Genomic DNA, 16,612 nt, shown 5'->3' with positions numbered 1-16,612 from the left:
ACCTGTATCACCCCTTGGCTTTGGGCAGGTATTCTGAATCTACCTCAACGACGCGCCGACCTGGGTCGAAACGCCGTCACAATTTCATCATGCGTCTTAATATACGGACCACTGATCAAACCCAGACAATAAGGAACGGCAGCAAGAACACCTGGGACTTCGACGGTCCCGTCGGCGACTCGCGGGCCCCAGCGTTTCCTGAATCGCCTTGTGCTGCTCCGGTAGATCGATGATCAGCGCGGCATAGTCGGCCAATTCGCGGATGGCGGCGACCTGGCGCGACAAGATAGATGAGTATGGACTGCGCCGATTCAGAATCAAGCTGCTGGTATTGTAAGAGCCGCTGTGGCGCGGCAATCGGCCCACAGCGGATAGTCGCTGAGGCTATCAGGCGCGCTACTCATAGTGCGTCCACATGCATCGCGCTGACGCCTCCCCCACACCCGCCCCCGTCAGACACTCCAGCGGATTGGCAGGCACAGCTTCCGGGAACTTTGAGCCAGCGCCGGAGGCTTCCGAAGGGAAGGCGGGAGGTGTCGGCGCGCACTGTCTGAGGCCCGCAGGGCCGAGTTTGCGCGCCGCCCGCCTGGACGAGGAAGGTCCGGGCAGTCCGGCCGTCAGGCCGGACCGCTGGCGGGTTCCCGGAAGTTGTGCCTGCCAATCCGACGCAACAGCCGAAAACCCCAAAACCCCAGCAACACCCCAACAACAATCACCCCCCAGCCGCCCTCTCCTTCAACACCGCCACCGCCGGCAAGGACTTCCCCTCCAGAAACTCCAGGAACGCCCCGCCCCCCGTCGAGATATACCCCACGCGATCGGCGATATCGAACTTCGCAATCGCCGCCAGCGTATCCCCGCCGCCCGCGATCGAAAATCCATTCGAGGCCGCGATCGCCTCGGTAATCGCCCGGGTGCCCCCCGCGAAGGCCTCGAACTCGAACACCCCCACCGGCCCGTTCCAGACGATCGTGCCCGCCTCGCGCAACTGCGCCGCCAGGCGCGCCGCCGTGCGCGGCCCGATGTCCAGGATCAGGTCGTCGGCGCCGACGTCGGCCGCGTCCTTCACCGTCGCCGGCGCATCCGCCGCAAACGTCTGCGCGACCACCACGTCCTCGGGAATCGGCACCTCGACCCCGCGTGCGCGCATCGCCTCGATGACCGCGCGGGCCTGCTCGACCTGGTCGGGCTCGGCCAGCGACTTGCCGATGGGCAGGCCGGCGGCCAGCATGAAGGTGTTGGCGATGCCGCCGCCCACGATCAATTGATCGACGCGCTCGGACAGGGACTGCAGGATCGACAGCTTCGTCGAGACCTTCGAGCCGCCGACGATGGCCGCCATCGGCCGGCGCGGCGCCTCCAGCGCCTTGCCCAGGGCCGTCAGCTCGGCCTCCAGCAAAGGGCCGGCGCAGGCCACGGGCGCAAAGCGCGCGATGCCCTCGGTGGTGGCCTCGGCGCGGTGGGCCGTGCCGAAGGCATCATTCACATAGACATCGCACAGGGCCGCCATGCGGCGCGCCAGGTCGGGATCGTTCTTCTTTTCGCCGGGATTGACGCGGCAATTTTCCAGCAGCACGACCTCGCCCGGGGCGACCTGCACCCCGCCGACCCAGTCGCGCAGCAGGCGCACGGGCTGGTCCAGCAATTCGGACAGGCGGCGCGCCACGGGCTCGAGGGAGTCCTCGGGGTTCAGGACGCCTTCCTTGGGACGGCCCAGGTGCGAGGTCACCATGACGGCCGCGCCGGCGTCCAGGGCCATGCGGATGGCCGGCACCGAGGCGCGCACGCGCGTGTCCTCGGTGATGCGCCCCGCATCCAGGGGCACGTTCAGGTCGGAGCGGATGAAGACCCGCTTGCCGGCAAGGGCGCCGGATCCGGCCAAGCCGGACAAGGTCAGGACAGAGGTGGACATAGGGTGGGCTCCAAGTGGATACGATGAGGGCGGGTTGCCCCGCCCTCGTGTTGCCTGCCGGCCGGCTTATTTGGCCGACATCAGGGCGACCGTGGTGTCGAGCATGCGGTTGGAGAAACCCCACTCGTTGTCGTACCAGGAGCCGACCTTGACCAGCGTACCCTCGGAGACCTTGGTCAGGCCCGCGTCCACGGTGCTGGAGACCGCGGTGTGGTTGAAGTCGACCGAGACCAGGGGTTCCGTGGTGTAGTCCAGGATGCCCTTCAGCGGGCCGTTGGCGGCCGCCTCGAGGATGCCGTTGACCTCCTCGACGGTGGTGGCGCGGGCGGCCACGAAAGTCAGGTCGACGATGGAGACATTGATCGTCGGCACGCGGATGGCATAGCCGTCCAGTTTGCCGTTCAGTTCGGGCAGCACCAGGCCGACGGCCGACGCGGCGCCGGTCTTGGTCGGGATCATGCTTTGCGTGGCCGAGCGCGCGCGGCGCAGGTCCGAGTGGTAGACGTCGGTCAGGACCTGGTCGTTGGTGTAGGCGTGCACCGTGGTCATCAGGCCGTTGACCACGCCCAGGTCCTTGTTCAGCGCATAGACCAGCGGCGCCAGGCAGTTGGTGGTGCAGGAGGCGTTCGAGATCACCGTGTCCGAGGCCTTCAGGACCTGGTGGTTGACGCCGTAGACGATGGTGGCATCGACGTCCTTGCCGCCGGGGGCGGAAATGATGACCTTTTTCGCGCCGCCCTTCAGGTGGGCCGAGGCCTTTTCCTTGGAGGTGAAAAAGCCCGTGCATTCCAGCACCACGTCGACGCCCAGATCGCCCCAGGGCAGCTTGGCCGGGTCGCGCTCGGCCAGCACGCGGATGGGATCGCCGTTGACCACCATGTTGTCGCCATCGACCTCGACGGTGCCCGGGAAGCGGCCGTGGGCCGTGTCGTAGCGGGTGAGGTGGGCGTTGGTCTTGGGGTCGCCCAGGTCGTTGATCGCCACGATCTGGATGTCGTGCTGCTTGCCGTCCTCATAATGGGCCCGGAGGATGTTACGGCCGATGCGGCCATAGCCATTGATCGCCACGCGTATGGTCATGATGGATCTCCTGTTTACAAAAGCTGCTCGACCGTGGCGGCAAGGTGTTCAGCCGTCAGGTTGAAGTGTTTGAACAATACCCCCGCGGGGGCGGACTCGCCGTAGGTGTCGATGCCGACGACCGCGCCTTGCAGGCCGACGTACTTGTACCAGGTGGTGGTGCCGCCGGCCTCGACGGCGACCCGCGGCAGGCCGTCGGGCAGCACGGCGCGGCGCCAGTCGTCCGGCTGGGCGTCGAACACCTCGGTGCACGGCATGGACACGACGCGGGTGGCGACGCCCTTGGCGGCCAGCAGGTCCTGGGCCTGCAGGGCCAGGCCGACCTCGGAACCGGTGGCGATGATGACCGCGCACGCGCCGGGGGCGTCGCGCAGCACGTAGCCGCCGCGGGCGATGGCCTCGGTGGTGCGCTCGTCGCGCGCGACGAAGGGCAGGTTCTGGCGCGACAGCAGCAGGGCCGTGGGGCCGCCCTCGCGCACCGTCATGCCCAGGCTGGCCGGGCGCGACAGCGCCGCCGTCCAGGCGGCGGCGGTTTCGGTCGTGTCGCAGGGGCGCCAGACGTGCAGGTTGGGAATCAGGCGCAGGCTGCCGGCGTGCTCGATGGATTGATGAGTGGGGCCGTCCTCGCCCAGGCCGATCGAGTCATGGGTAAAGACATGAACCACGCGCTGGCGCATCAGGGCCGCCATGCGCAGGGCGTTGCGGGAATAGTCCGAGAAGGTGAGGAAGGTGCCGCCGAAGGGCAGGTAGCCGCCATGCAGCGCGATGCCGTTCATGATGGCCGCCATGCCGAACTCGCGCACGCCGTAATTGATGTGGCGGCCGGCCTGGATGGCGTCGGTGCCGGCGCGTACCGGCGCCACGCCCTTCCAGTCGGTGAAGTTGGAGCCGGTCAGGTCGGCCGAGCCGCCCAGCATTTCCGGGAGGATGGCGGCAAAGGCCTCGATGGATTGCTGCGAAGCCTTGCGCGAGGCAATGGATTCGCCCTTGTCCTGGGTCGCGCGCAGCACCTCGGCGGCGCGCTGCGCGAAGTCGGCGGGCAGTTCGCCGGCCATGCGGCGGCGCAGTTCCGCCGCCTCGGCGGGATGGGCCTCGGCATAGCGCGAGAACAAGGCCTCCCAGTCGGCCTGGCGGCGCGCGCCTTCCTCGCGCGCGTCCCAGTACTGGTAGACCTCGGCGGGGATCTGGAAAGGGTCGTGCGTCCAGCCCAGGGCGTGGCGCGTGGCGGCGATCTCGTCCGCGCCCAGCGGGGCGCCGTGGACTTTCTCGGTGCCGGCCTTGTTGGGCGCGCCCTTGCCGATGACGGTGCGGCAGCACACCAGGGTCGGCCCCTGGCCGGCCGCGGCGTTGGCCTGGGCCTGAGCGATGGCGGCCTCGATGGACGCCATGTCGTGGCCGTCGACGCCGCGCAGGACGTTCCAGCCGTAGGCCTCGAAACGCGCCGGGGTGTCGTCGGCGAACCAGTCGCGCACCTCGCCGTCGATGGAAATGCCGTTGTCGTCGTAGAACACGATCAGCCGCGACAGCCGCAGGGTGCCCGCCAGCGAGCAGGCCTCGTGCGAGATGCCCTCCATCAGGCAGCCGTCGCCGACGAAGGCGTAGGTGTCGTGGTCGATGAGGTCGTAGCCCGGGCGGTTGAACTCGCGCGCCAGCAGCGCCTCGGCGAGCGCCATGCCCACGGCGTTGGCCAGCCCCTGGCCCAGCGGCCCGGTGGTGGTCTCGACACCCGCGGTGATGCCGACCTCGGGATGGCCGGGGGTGCGGGAATGCAATTGGCGGAACTGCCGCAGCTCGTCGATCGGCAGGTCGTAGCCGGTGAGGTGCAGCAAGGCATAGATCAGCATGGACCCATGGCCGTTGGACAGCACGAAGCGGTCGCGGTCGATCCAGGCCGGGTCGGCCGGGTTGTGGCGCAGGTGCCGCGTCCACAGCACGTGGGCGATGTCCGCCATCCCCATTGGGGCCCCCGGATGTCCGGAATTGGCTTGTTGGACGGCATCCATGGCCAATACGCGGACCGCATTGGCCATGGAGGGATCGGGGGCGGGGATGCTCATAGGTCGGAGGGCGCGGCGCAAAAGGTCGGCGGCGCCGAAAAAAAGGATTGCAAAGCTGCAGATTTTACCATCCTGGAGGATCCGGTTTATAGTTCGCACACCACATGGCGCCCGGCGCCCGTTCACGCGCAACCCCGGCATGCCCGCACCCCGCTTCCACTGTCCCGCGCCGCTGGCGCCCCATGCCCGCATCGAGCTGCCCGACGCCCTCGCGCACCACGCCTTGCGGGTGCTGCGGCTGCGCCCGGGGGCGCCGATCACGCTGTTCGACGGCGGCGGCGGCGAATACCCCGCCATCCTGCAGGCCGACGGCAAGGCCGCCTGGGCCGACACCGGCGAATTCGACCCCGTCGAGCGCGAACTGCCTGGACGCATCACCCTGCTGCAGGGCATGGCCGGCGGCGACAAGATGGACTGGATCATCGAAAAGGCGGTCGAGACCGGGGCGGCCCGCGTCGTGCCGATCACCGCCGACCGCAGCGTGCTGCGCCTGGCCGGGCCGCGCCTGGCCAGGCGCCTGACGCACTGGCGCGCCATCGCCCGCGCCGCCAGCGAACAATGCGGCCGCAATCGCCTGATGGCCGTCGCTGACCCGCAGCCGCTGGCCGAGGCGCTGCGCGGGCTGACGCCCGCCGAGGGGCCGGCGCTGTTCTGCCATCCCGAGGGCGCCCTGCCCCTCGCGCAGGCCCTGATGCCCGTGCGGGATCGCCTGAACCTGCTGGTCGGCCCGGAAGGCGGCTGGTCGGACGCCGAATTGGCGGCGGCCGCCACGGCGGGGCTGGTGCCCGTCACCGTGGGGCCGAGGGTGCTGCGCACCGAGACCGCCGGCGTGGCCCTGATCGCGGCCGCCACCGCCCTGCTGGGCTGGTGAGGGCGCGGCGGCCAAGCCGCCGGCCCGCCGGATCAGATGCCTTCTTCCTCGCGATGGCCCGAATACGGGGTGGGATCGACGCCGGGTTCCGGATCGGGGTGCTTGCCCGCATGCTGGATGGCGTAGGCAAAGCGGCGATCGTTGTTGCTGGCGAACTCGATGGCGTCCTCGCAGACCGCCTCGATGGCGACGGCGTCCTCGGCCAGGGCGGGGTCGCCGGAATGCAGGTGTCGGAACCACAGGAACAGGCCGTCCTTCTGGTCGAGCATGGTGTCGCACAGGCAATCATAGAAGGCATCGAGACTGCCGCCGAAATACTCGGGGAAATCCACGGCCTTGACGACCGCCCGCAGGACCGCCGAGCGGCTGCGGGCCCGATCGCAGTCGACCACGAAGGCCGTCAGGCCGGCCTCGCGCGCGGCGGCCAAGGCCTCGTCCTCGGACACCGCCTTGGCATCAACGACGCCGGTCTTCAGCATCTTTTTTAACTGGGCCTGACTCATTCGGACCACTCCTTGAAAAAAGCCTCGACTTCCCCAGCACGGCTCATGCTATCAGCCCTTCCCAACGCGATCAGGTCTTGCGTATAGCCCGCCTCGAACAATAGATAAGACACCAGGGCCCCGCTGCCCGCACGGGCCTGCCGCGGAGACACGCCGAGCACACGGAACAAGGTGCGCGCGGCGCGCGGCAGCTCCTGCAGATGCGCCATCGCCAGATCATCCAGGGACTGGCTGGGCGCGATCATCAGCGAGCGGATGGGGCGCAGTGACTCGCTTTTTAATCCATTTGGAGGACATCGTGCAAGCAACTCATTGATGCGCTCCACGCGCTCCATGTCCATGGACACGCTGTCGAGGAAAATATTCGACAGTGTGTGGCCCGCGACCTGCGCCAGATTGGGGTAGGACGGATTGAGTTCGCGCGCGCCGGGGTGGGTTTCGTCGCGGTAGTTCGTGCCCACCACGAAGATCCTCTCGGCCCCCAGGTGGATCGCCGAACTCATGGGCGCGAGCTGGCGCATGGAGCCGTCGCCGCACCACAAGGTGGCGTCGCCCACGAGGATGGCACGCGCCGGAAAGACGAAGGGAATGGCGCTGGAGGCCAGGAGGTGGTCCACGCCCACCGGACAGGCCACGGCGCGGCGCAGCGAGCGCGTCCAGGGCTTGATGCGCTCGTGGGCCTGGTAGAAGGTCAGGTGCTCGCCGGTGGTGTAGGCGGTGGCCGTCACGGCGACGGCCGACAGGTGGCCCCGGGCCAGGTTGATCCTGAGCCGCTCGAAATTCATGGTGCGGGCCAGCAGGTCGGCCAGCGGCGAATTGTCCAGCAGCGAATGCGGCGCGTAGACGTTCAGGCTGGGCGCGATCCAGCCCAGGCCCAGCATGCCCAGCCATTGCAGGCCGGTGCGCAGCAGCCGCGGCGCGTCGGCGTAATAGACGTCCTCGGAGCGCAGGCCGCTCCAGAGGGCGCCCAGGCGATCGATCGCCCGGTGGGGCTGGTGCGCGCGGCAGGCCAGGGCCGTGGCGTTGATCGCGCCGGCCGAGGTGCCCGAGATGATGGGAAACGGATTGCGGAAGCCGGGCCGGCGCTCGGGGTCGAGGATGTCCATGACGCCCGAGAGCACGCCGGCCTGGTAGGCGGCGCGCGCGCCGCCCCCGGTCAGGACCAGCCCGATCGCCGGCCGCTCAGGTGCTGCGTGGCTTGTTGGCATCGACCACGGTGAGGGCGGCCATGTTGACGATGCGCCTCACCGTCGAACTGGAGGTCAGGATATGCACCGGCGCATTGGCGCCGAGCAGGAAGGGGCCCACGGCCACGTTGCCGCCCGCGGCGGTCTTGAGGAGGTTGTAGGCGATGTTGCCCGAATCCACGTTCGGGCAGATCAACAGGTTGGCCTCGCCGTGCAGCGTGGTCGAGGGCAGGATGCGCTCGCGCAGCGAGGGATCCAGGGCGCAGTCGCCGTGCATCTCGCCGTCGATCTCCAGCCCCGGATCGCGCTCGCGCACCAGGTCGAGGGCCTCGCGCATCTTGGCCCCCGAGGACGAGCTGCCGGTGCCGAAATTCGAGCGCGACAGCAGTGCGACCTTGGGCTCGATGTCGAGGCGCCGCATCTCCTCGGCGGCCATCAGGGTGATCTCGGCGATCTGGGCGGCGTCGGGGTTGTCGTTGACGTGGGTATCGGCCAGGGCCACGGTGCGCTCGTCGAGCAGCAGGATGTTCATGGCCGCATAGGTCAGCACGCCCGGCTGGCGGCCGATGACCTCGTCGATGAAGCGCAGGTGGTTGCCGTAGGCGCCGACGGTGCCGCAGATCATGCCGTCGGCATCGCCCAGGTGGACCATCATGGCGCCGATCAGTGTCAGGCGGCGGCGCATCTCGACACGCGCCATTTCCTTGGTGATCCCCTTGCGGCACATCATCTCCCAGTACGCCGTCCAGTAGCGGTGGAAGCGCTCGTCGTGCTCGGGGTTGGTGACCTCGACGTCCTCGCCCAGCCGCAGGCGCAGGCCGTATTTCTCGATGCGGGCGGCCAGCACGGCCGGGCGGCCGATCAGGATGGGATGCGCCACGCGCTCGTCGACCACGATCTGGACGGCGCGCAAGACGCGCTCGTCCTCGCCCTCGGCGAACACGATCCGCGATTTGCCGCCGTCGCGCACCATCTGGCGGGCCCTGGAGAACAGGGGCTTCATGAAGGCGCCCGAATGGTAGACGAACTGCTGGAGCTGCTCGGCATAGGCGTCGATGTCCGCCAGCGGCCGGGAGGCGACGCCGTCGTCCATGGCGGCCTTGGCCACGGCCGGCGAGATCCGCACGATCAGGCGCGGGTCGAAGGGCTTGGGAATGAAGTAGCTGGGGCCGAAGGACACGTCGTACAGGCCGTAGGCCGCCGCCACCACGTCGTTCTGTTCCTCGCGAGCGAGCTTGCAGATCGCCATGACCGCGGCCTTTTCCATACCGCGCGTGATGGTGGTGGCGCCCACGTCCAGCGCGCCCCGGAAGATGTAGGGAAAGCACAGGACGTTGTTGACCTGATTGGGGAAATCGGAGCGCCCGGTGGCCATCACCACGTCCTCGCGCACCGCGAAGGCGTCGGCGGGCAGGATCTCGGGGTTGGGATTGGCCAGCGCCAGGACCAGCGGGCGAGCCGCCATCCTGGCCACCATGTGGGGCTTGAGCACGCCGCCGGCCGACAGGCCCAGGAACACGTCGGCATCGCCGATGATGTCGTCCAGGGTCCGGGCATCGGTGTCCTGGGCGAAGCGCGCTTTCTTGTCGTCCATCAGCGCGGTGCGGCCCTTGTAGACCACCCCTTCGATGTCGGACACCCAGATGTGCTCGAGCGGCAGGCCCATGTCGATCATGAGGTCCAGGCACCCCAGGGCGGCCGCTCCCGCGCCCGAGACCACGACCTTGACCTGGGCGATGTCCTTGCCCACGACCGCGAGGCCGTTGATGAAGGCGGCGGTGACGCAGATGGCGGTGCCGTGCTGGTCGTCGTGGAAGACGGGGATGTTCATGCGCTCGCGCAGCTTGCGCTCGACCTCGAAGCATTCGGGGGCCTTGATGTCCTCGAGGTTGATGCCGCCGAAGGTGGGCTCGAGCCCGGCGATGATGTCGACGAGCTTGTCGGGATCCGTTTCGTTGATCTCGATGTCGAAGACATCCAGGCCGGAGAATTTCTTGAACAGCACGGCCTTGCCTTCCATCACGGGCTTGGAGGCCAGCGCGCCGATGTTGCCCAGGCCCAGCACGGCGGTGCCGTTGGTGATCACGCCGACCAGATTGCCGCGCCCGGTATAGCGGAAGGCGTTGTGCGCATCGGCGACGATTTCCTCGCAGGCGGCCGCGACGCCCGGCGAGTATGCCAGAGCCAGGTCGCGCTGGTTCGACAACTGCTTGGTCGGGGTGACGGAGATTTTTCCGGGACGGCCGTGCTCGTGGTATTCAAGCGCGGCGACGCGTAAGGAGTCATCCATGGTGAGGCAGCCTATATAAAGACGAAAATGTTCGATCGAGCGTGCATGAGGCACACACCGCGCGGGCCGTCCGCGCGTGCGGATCATTCTAGCCCCTGGCGGGTCCCTAGGACAGGGATGGCCCCACGGCTTGCGCACGGCGGCGGCGCAATCCCCGCCGCCGGGACGGCTCAGGGCCGCTGTCCCGGGGCCGGAAACAGGCGCGCGGCGTCGAACAGGTCCTTGACCGCGCGATCCAGGACGCTGGATGCCGGCGCCGGCCCGCGTTTGAAATAGCGGCGCTCGTAGGGCCGCGGCGCGGCCGCCGGCGCACGCTCGTCCAGCACCATCCACTCGACCCAGCCCAGGTCGCCGCCATGGCCCAGCAGCAGGTGGGCCAGGTTGATGCCGGCGCCGTCGGCGGGCCGCAGGGCGTCGAGCCGGTAGCGCGCATCCCAGGCGGGTCCGGCGCCGACCTGCTCCGCGTCCGCGGCGCCGGCCAGTTCGAACAGCCGCGGGATCATCTGCTGCACGCGGATATTGTCCAGGGGCTTCTGGTTGCGCAGGCCGAAGGCCCCCAGGTTCGCCTGCGTGCCGTCGCCCAGCAGCACCAGGGCGTGCACCAGTCCCGAATCGGCGGTGCGCCCGGCATCCCAGTCGCAGCCTTCGCGATCGGCCAGCCAGGCGGCCACGGTGAGGTGCGGCGGCAGGTCGCGGAACTGGGGGAGGCCGGCCTCCTCGAGTTCGCCGATCAGGCAGCCGGGCTGGACGAACCAGCGCGTATCGCCCTCGCCCATGCGCTCGAAGCGCGCCATGGCGGCGCCCGGCTCCACCCAGAGGACAGGCCCCTCGTCCAGGCGCGACGCATGGGGCACGCCGTCGAGCGCCAGCACGATGCCGTGTTGCGCGCACAGGCTGCGGGCGTGATAGACGTCGGTCATGCGGGCCGGCACCAGGCGGGCGCTGCCGGCCGGCGACGAAAAGTCGAAGACCTTGCCTTCGACCGTGCGCCGCAGACGGCTGAGGAAGTCTTCCCAGGGCGTCTGCGCCTTGCGGCGTCCCGTCAGGAACGCACGGCGCGCGGGTGATTCCATATCGTGAAACTCCTGCATGGGTGAACAGGCCCTACAATGTTCATTTTTCTGGAAGTTCGTCATGCCTCGTCTTGCCGCCCGAACCGATCGCACGGTGCCATTCTACGCCGTCGAAGTCTTCAAGCAGGCGCAGGCGCTGGCGGCACAGGGGCACGACGTGATCAGCCTGGGGATCGGCGAGCCCGATTTCACCGCCCCGCCCCAGGTCCTGGAGACCCTGAACCGCGCCGCGGGGGCGGGCCTGGGGGGCTACACGCCGCCGGCCGGCATCCCGGCCCTGCGCGAGGCCGTCGCGCACTATTACCAGCAGCAGTTCCAGGCCGAGGTCGATCCCGCGCGCGTGCTGATCACCTCGGGGGCGTCGGGCGCGCTGCTGCTGGCGGCGATGGCCCTCATCAATCCGGGCGACGAGATCCTGATGCCGGATCCCTCGTATCCGGCGAACCAGAACTTCATCACCGCGGCCGGCGGCATCACGCGCCTGGTGCCCTGCACCGCCGCCAACCGCTACCAGCTCAGCGCCGGGGACGTGGCGGCCCATTGGGGCCCCGCCACGCGCGGCGTCCTGATCGCCTCGCCCAGCAATCCGACGGGCACCTCGATCGAGCGCGAGGCCCTGCGCGCCCTGATCGCGCAGGTCCGGCAGCGCGGCGGCTTCGTGATCATGGACGAGATCTACCTCGGCCTGTACTACGAGGACGCGCCGCTCAGCGCGCTGACGCTGGACGACGACATCGTCATCATCAACAGCTTTTCCAAATATTTCCACATGACGGGCTGGCGGCTGGGCTGGCTGATCGCCCCGGCCTCGATGATGCCGGCGCTCGAGCGCCTGGCCGCCAGCCTGGCGATCTGCGCCCCCTCGCTGGCCCAGCACGCCGCCCTCACCTGCTTCGCCCCCGAGGTCATGCGCATCTATGAGGGCCGCCGCCTGTCCTTCAAGGAACGCCGCGACTACCTGCTGCCCGAGTTCGCGCGCCTGGGTCTCGAGGTGCCGGTGGCGCCCGACGGGGCGTTTTACATCTTCGCCGACATCTCGGCCCATAGCACCGACAGCACGGACTTTGCCCGGCGCCTGCTGAACGAGGCCCTGGTGGCGGCGGTGCCGGGGGTGGATTTCGGCCAGGCGCACGCCGCGCATACGCTGCGTTTTTCGTATGCGACGGGCCTCGACCGCCTGCGCGAGGCGGTCGACCGGATGGGCCGTTTCCTCAGGGCCTGACGGCGTCCGGCCGCATCCGGCACCCCGGAACCCTACGCATCCACGACACCGTCAGCGCCGGGTGGGCGCGATTCCCGAGGCGAGGGCGATGCGCCGCTGCTCGGCCAGCACGCGCGCGCCATAGCCCCTGTCGTTGGGGCCGGTGGCGCCCACATAGCAGGCCAGCCCCCCCGCCAGCGAGCCCCGGCGCCGGATGCAGTCGGACAGGATCTGGGCGCCCACGCTGATGTTCACCGCGGGGTTGAAGACGGCCACCTGGCCGCCACCGGTGTCCGTCAGCTTGTCGTGGTGCACACGCGTCATGACCTGCATCAGCCCCTGGGCGCCGACCGAGCTCTCGGCGAAGGGGTTGTAGCGCGACTCGATGGCGATGACCGCCAGCAGCAATTGCGGATCGAGGCCTTTTTGCTCGCCGACCGCAAAGGCGATGCGGATCAGGGCGCCGGCCACGCTGTTGGCGATCTTGTACTTGCGGGCCAGGTAGCTGCGCAGGGCCTGCGCCTGGGCCTGGGTGACCCCGGGAATCGGCTGGCTGCGGATCGCGGCATCCAGCGCCAGCGCGAAGTTGGGCGGCGCCTCGTCGGCCTCGGGCACGGTGGCCTCGTCCCCCGGCGCGGCGGCCTCGCCGTCGGCCTGCGCCGCGCCCTCGTCCGGGATTGCCTGCGCATCCGGTGGCGCGACGGGCATGGACCAGTCGGCCGCCGCGGGGTCGGCCAGGGGCTCGTCGGCCGCGGCGTAACCGTCGCCGTCCGCCTGGAACATGGTCAGCACGACCTCGTGGAGCTGCTGGGATTGCTGGCGCATGGACGGCAGCACCAGGCTGAGGCCCAGCGTGGTGAGGACGGCGATACCCAGATAGATGGCGCTGACGTGGATGAACTCACCGATCGGACGCACGACCGACAGCAGTCCGGCCAGCAGCCGGTCACCGACCGTGGCAGCGGGCATGGAGCCTCCGAACAGAACGAGGGGAGTCGGTGGTAATCTGTGACACGAACCCAACTGTAACCTGATGACGGAGTTCTGTGAAATACCGCGACCTTCGGGACTTCATCGCCCAGCTCGAGCGCCTGGGCCAGCTCAAGCGCATCGCCCACCCGGTCTCGACCGAGCTCGAGATCACCGAGATCAGCGACCGGGTCCTGCACGCCGGGGGGCCGGCGCTGCTGTTCGAGCGGCCCGTGCACGGCGGCGCCGACAGCCCCATCCCGGTGCTGGCCAACCTGTTCGGCACGCCGCAGCGCGTGGCCTGGGGCATGGGGGCGGAATCCGTCGCGGCGCTGCGCGACACCGGGGAACTCCTGGCCTCGCTGCGCGAGCCCGCCCCGCCGCAAGGCATGCGCGACGCCTTGTCCAAGGTGTCCATGCTGAAATCCGCGCTGTGGGACATGAACCCCCGCACGCTGCGCGCGCCCCCCTGCCAGGAGGTCGTGCTGGAGGGCGGCGACGTGGACCTGGACGCCCTGCCCCTGCAGACCTGCTGGCCGGGGGACGCCGCCCCGCTGCTCACCTGGGGCCTGGTGGTGACCCGCGGGCCGCGCGCGCGGCGCCAGAACCTGGGCATCTACCGCCAGCAATTGATCGGGCGCAACAAGCTCATCATGCGCTGGCTGTCGCATCGCGGCGGCGCGCTGGATTTCCGCGACCACGCCCTCGCCCACCCCGGGCAACCCTTCCCCATCGCCGTGGCGCTGGGCACGGATCCGGCCACGCTGCTGGCCGCCGTCACCCCCATCCCGGACAGTCTCTCGGAATACCAGTTCGCGGGCCTGCTGCGCGGCGGACGCACCGAGGTCGCCCAGGCGCTGGGCAGCGAATTGTCGGTGCCGGCCCACGCCGAACTCATCCTCGAAGGCCACATCCTGCCGGCCGCCGACCCGCGCGCCGTGGCGCCCGCCGTCCCGGACGGCGCGCCCGCGGCCCCGGACACCGGCTACGAGATGGCGCTGGAGGGGCCCTACGGCGACCACACCGGCTACTACAACGAACAGGACTGGTTTCCCGTGTTCACGGTCGAGCGCGTCACCCACCGGCGCCGGCCCATCTACCACAGCACCTACACGGGCAAGCCGCCCGACGAGCCCGCGGTGCTGGGAGTGGCCCTCAACGAGGTCTTCGTGCCGCTGCTCAAGCGCCAGTTCCCCGAGATCGTCGATTTCTACCTGCCGCCCGAGGGCTGCAGCTACCGCCTGGCGGTGGTGTCCATGCGCAAGCAGTACGCCGGCCATGCCAAGCGCATCATGTTCGGCCTATGGAGCGTCCTGCGGCAGTTCATGTACACCAAGTTCATCGTGGTGGTGGACGAGGACATCGATCCGCGCCAGTGGACCGAGGTGGTCTGGGCCATGACCACGCGCATGGATCCGGTGCGCGATACCGTGCTGGTCGAAAATACGCCCATCGACTATCTGGATTTCGCCTCGCCAGTGTCGGGGCTGGGCGGCAAGATGGGCCTGGACGCCACCAACAAATGGCCGGGCGAGACCAGCCGCGAATGGGGCCGCCCGATCCGCATGGACGAGGCCGTCAAGGCGCGGGTCGACGCGATGTGGGACCAGCTGGGCCTATAGGGCCGGGGCCGTCAGCGCCTGCGCGCGCGCAACAGGCGCCAGGCCACCAGGGCGAGCATGCCGACCCGGGCGTAGGGATTGCCGTGACGCACCCCGGATATCGCCGACGAGGCCAGCGACAGGACCAGCGGATACCGCCGCACGGTGCGGATCGCGGCGGTCAGCCAGCCCATGCCCGCGGCGCGCAGCCCGGCCGATGCGTCGGAGGCCAGCGATTCGGGCCTGAGGCCTTCCAGGGCATCGCAGGCGGCACGCCGCAGCATCATGCGCTCGACCAGCGCGCGGGCGCGCAGCAGCTCGATGCGGGCGCGGCGATCGGAGCCGTTCCTCATGAGGCCTCCTCGGGGGTGCTGGGCTCGGGCGAGGGTGGGGGCAGCTCGCGGCCGCGGCGCAGCGACCGCGCATCCTCGCCCAGCACCTCGGCCAGGGTCGAGAACGGCGCCGGGCCGCGCGACAGGGCCGTACACAGGCGCCAGGCCAGGATACCGCCCGCGACGACATAGGCCAGGACCAGCAGCCCCAGGGCCACATAGCGGTATTCAGTCGGCCAGAAATACAGGCCGATCGCCAGCGAGGCGATCAGCAACGCCATGAACAGGCAGGCCGCCGCCCCCAGCGCCAGGGCGAGCTGGCGCAACAGGATCGTGCGCGCCTCGGCGGCCTCCAGCGAGAAGAGTTCGACGCGGGTGTGCACCATGGCCGCCGCATGGGCGGCCACGTCAAGCAGCGCGCGGCGCAGCGACACGGGCGATCAGCGGCGCGACAGCAGGGCGCCCAGCAACAGGCCCGCCACGCCCGCCATCCCGACCGCCTTCCAGGGGTTGGCCTGCACGTACTCGTCGGTGTCCTGGACCACCTTGCGGCCCTGCGCCATCAGATTTTCCTGGGTTTCCGACAAGGCGGCACGCCCCTCGTCAACCGCCTTGAGGGCGCGCGCGCGCAGGTCGGCGGCCTTGTCGCCGGTGGCCTCGGCGGCCTCGCGCAGCAGTTTTTCAGCCTGATCCAGACTGGCCTTCAGGTCCTCGACGAGCGCGTCGCCGGCCGATTGTGTCGCGATGGATTTTCGGGTCGCCATGAATTCCTCCGAATCGAAGATGATGAGATGAACACATTCATCCTACCTGATTGCCGACACAGCGGTGTATCGAAATCTTCCAGTCCCTGCGCCAGGTCAAGAATCCTCAATCGACCTTCTGGCGGGTGCCGAAGATCCGGTCGCCGGCATCGCCCAGGCCCGGGATGATGTAGCCGTGCTCGTTCAGGTGGCTGTCGATGGAGGCGGTGTAGATCTCGACGTCGGGATGGGCGCGCTCGACGGCCGCGATGCCGTCCGGCGCGGCCACCAGGACCAGGGCGCGGATGTTGCGGCTGCCGGCCTGCTTGAGCATGTCGATGGTGGCGACCATCGAGCCGCCGGTCGCCAGCATCGGATCGACGATCAGCGCCAGGCGCTGGTCGAGCTGGCCGACGAGTTTTTCCAGGTAGCTGTGGGCCTGCAGGGTTTCCTCGTTGCGGGCGATGCCCACCGCGCTGACCTTGGCCCCGGGCACCAGGCTGAGGACGCCGTCGAGCATGCCGATGCCGGCACGCAGGATGGGCACCACGGTGATTTTCTTGCCCGCGAGCTTTTCCACGTCGAGCTCGCCGCACCAGCCGGTGATGCGAGTGGGTTCCAGAGGCAGGTCCTTGGTGGCCTCGTAGGTCAGCAAGGCGGCGATTTCCTGCGCCATCTCGCGGAAATTCTTGGTGCTGAGGTCGGCGCGCCGCATCAAGCCGAGCTTGTGGCGGATCAGGGGGTGGCGGACTTCGCGGATGGGCATGGCGGGACGTGGTCTTCAGAGGGATCG

General features: G+C 69.2%; 15 protein-coding genes and 1 pseudogene. 3 read left to right on the top strand and 13 right to left on the bottom strand.

The features are described 5' to 3' along the window. Positions 1-44: 44 nt before the first annotated feature. From OOZ48_RS08500 to tkt, 4 genes and pseudogenes are all read right to left on the bottom strand, one after another. A pseudogene (locus tag OOZ48_RS08500) lies at positions 45-294 on the bottom strand (molybdopterin adenylyltransferase); the annotation flags it as partial. Positions 295-712: 418 nt separating this feature from the next. Next, the gene (locus tag OOZ48_RS08495; protein WP_269497328.1) at positions 713-1,912 is read right to left on the bottom strand and encodes a phosphoglycerate kinase; all 1,200 of its coding nucleotides are present in this window, start codon (positions 1,910-1,912) and stop codon (positions 713-715) included. A gap of 66 nt (positions 1,913-1,978) precedes the next feature. Beyond that, on the bottom strand, positions 1,979-2,992 hold the full coding sequence (gene gap, locus OOZ48_RS08490; RefSeq protein ID WP_269497327.1) for a type I glyceraldehyde-3-phosphate dehydrogenase: 1,014 nt from the start codon (positions 2,990-2,992) through the stop codon (positions 1,979-1,981). 14 nt (positions 2,993-3,006) lie between these two features. Continuing rightward, a complete protein-coding gene (tkt, locus tag OOZ48_RS08485; RefSeq protein WP_269497326.1) occupies positions 3,007-5,049 on the bottom strand; it encodes a transketolase in 2,043 nt (680 codons plus the stop codon). 139 nt (positions 5,050-5,188) lie between these two features. Here tkt and OOZ48_RS08480 point away from each other — a divergent pair, with 139 nt between their 5' ends. Then, on the top strand, positions 5,189-5,920 hold the full coding sequence (locus OOZ48_RS08480) for a 16S rRNA (uracil(1498)-N(3))-methyltransferase (protein ID WP_269497325.1): 732 nt from the start codon (positions 5,189-5,191) through the stop codon (positions 5,918-5,920). A 32-nt stretch (positions 5,921-5,952) separates the two neighbouring features. Here OOZ48_RS08480 and OOZ48_RS08475 read toward each other — a convergent pair whose 3' ends face one another. From OOZ48_RS08475 to OOZ48_RS08460, 4 genes are all read right to left on the bottom strand, one after another. Next, positions 5,953-6,432: a barstar family protein gene (locus OOZ48_RS08475; protein WP_442867555.1), complete on the bottom strand. Its 480-nt coding sequence runs from the start codon at positions 6,430-6,432 to the stop codon at positions 5,953-5,955. Next, positions 6,420-7,631, bottom strand: coding sequence for a patatin-like phospholipase family protein (locus tag OOZ48_RS08470; RefSeq protein WP_269497324.1), 1,212 nt, complete (start codon positions 7,629-7,631; stop codon positions 6,420-6,422). Before OOZ48_RS08470 ends, OOZ48_RS08475 begins: the two co-directional genes overlap by 13 nt. After that, positions 7,606-9,900 (bottom strand): NADP-dependent malic enzyme, encoded by a 2,295-nt coding sequence (locus OOZ48_RS08465; protein WP_269497323.1) that lies wholly within the window; start codon positions 9,898-9,900, stop codon positions 7,606-7,608. Before OOZ48_RS08465 ends, OOZ48_RS08470 begins: the two co-directional genes overlap by 26 nt. A gap of 170 nt (positions 9,901-10,070) precedes the next feature. Next, positions 10,071-10,973, bottom strand: coding sequence for a hypothetical protein (locus OOZ48_RS08460; RefSeq protein ID WP_269497322.1), 903 nt, complete (start codon positions 10,971-10,973; stop codon positions 10,071-10,073). A gap of 61 nt (positions 10,974-11,034) precedes the next feature. Here OOZ48_RS08460 and OOZ48_RS08455 point away from each other — a divergent pair, with 61 nt between their 5' ends. Next, positions 11,035-12,195, top strand: a complete 1,161-nt coding sequence (locus OOZ48_RS08455; RefSeq protein ID WP_269497321.1) for a pyridoxal phosphate-dependent aminotransferase — start codon at positions 11,035-11,037, stop codon at positions 12,193-12,195. Between the two features lie 51 nt (positions 12,196-12,246). On the opposite strand, the gene OOZ48_RS08450 is transcribed toward OOZ48_RS08455, so the two are convergent. Continuing rightward, a complete protein-coding gene (locus OOZ48_RS08450) occupies positions 12,247-13,143 on the bottom strand; it encodes a lytic transglycosylase domain-containing protein (RefSeq protein ID WP_269497320.1) in 897 nt (298 codons plus the stop codon). A 77-nt stretch (positions 13,144-13,220) separates the two neighbouring features. Between OOZ48_RS08450 and ubiD the strand changes: the two genes are divergently transcribed. Then, positions 13,221-14,765, top strand: a complete 1,545-nt coding sequence (gene ubiD / locus OOZ48_RS08445; protein ID WP_269497319.1) for a 4-hydroxy-3-polyprenylbenzoate decarboxylase — start codon at positions 13,221-13,223, stop codon at positions 14,763-14,765. A gap of 11 nt (positions 14,766-14,776) precedes the next feature. Here the strand turns inward: ubiD and OOZ48_RS08440 are convergent, their stop codons facing one another. The 4 genes from OOZ48_RS08440 to upp form a co-directional block, all read right to left on the bottom strand. Beyond that, positions 14,777-15,097, bottom strand: a complete 321-nt coding sequence (locus tag OOZ48_RS08440) for a hypothetical protein (RefSeq protein ID WP_269497318.1) — start codon at positions 15,095-15,097, stop codon at positions 14,777-14,779. Then, entirely contained in the window at positions 15,094-15,510 is a 417-nt protein-coding gene (locus OOZ48_RS08435) for a phage holin family protein (RefSeq protein ID WP_269497317.1), read from the bottom strand. The genes OOZ48_RS08440 and OOZ48_RS08435 overlap by 4 nt, the downstream gene beginning before the upstream one ends. A 6-nt stretch (positions 15,511-15,516) precedes the next feature. Further along, on the bottom strand, positions 15,517-15,840 hold the full coding sequence (locus OOZ48_RS08430) for a DUF883 family protein (RefSeq protein ID WP_269497316.1): 324 nt from the start codon (positions 15,838-15,840) through the stop codon (positions 15,517-15,519). 106 nt (positions 15,841-15,946) lie between these two features. Next, a complete protein-coding gene (gene upp, locus OOZ48_RS08425) occupies positions 15,947-16,585 on the bottom strand; it encodes a uracil phosphoribosyltransferase (RefSeq protein ID WP_269497315.1) in 639 nt (212 codons plus the stop codon). Positions 16,586-16,612: the final 27 nt, after the last annotated feature.

The sequence above is a fragment of the Castellaniella sp. S9 genome, assembly GCF_027257175.1.
In the GTDB taxonomy this organism is placed as follows: domain Bacteria; phylum Pseudomonadota; class Gammaproteobacteria; order Burkholderiales; family Burkholderiaceae_B; genus Castellaniella.
This window is presented reverse-complemented; position numbering and strand designations above follow the sequence as displayed.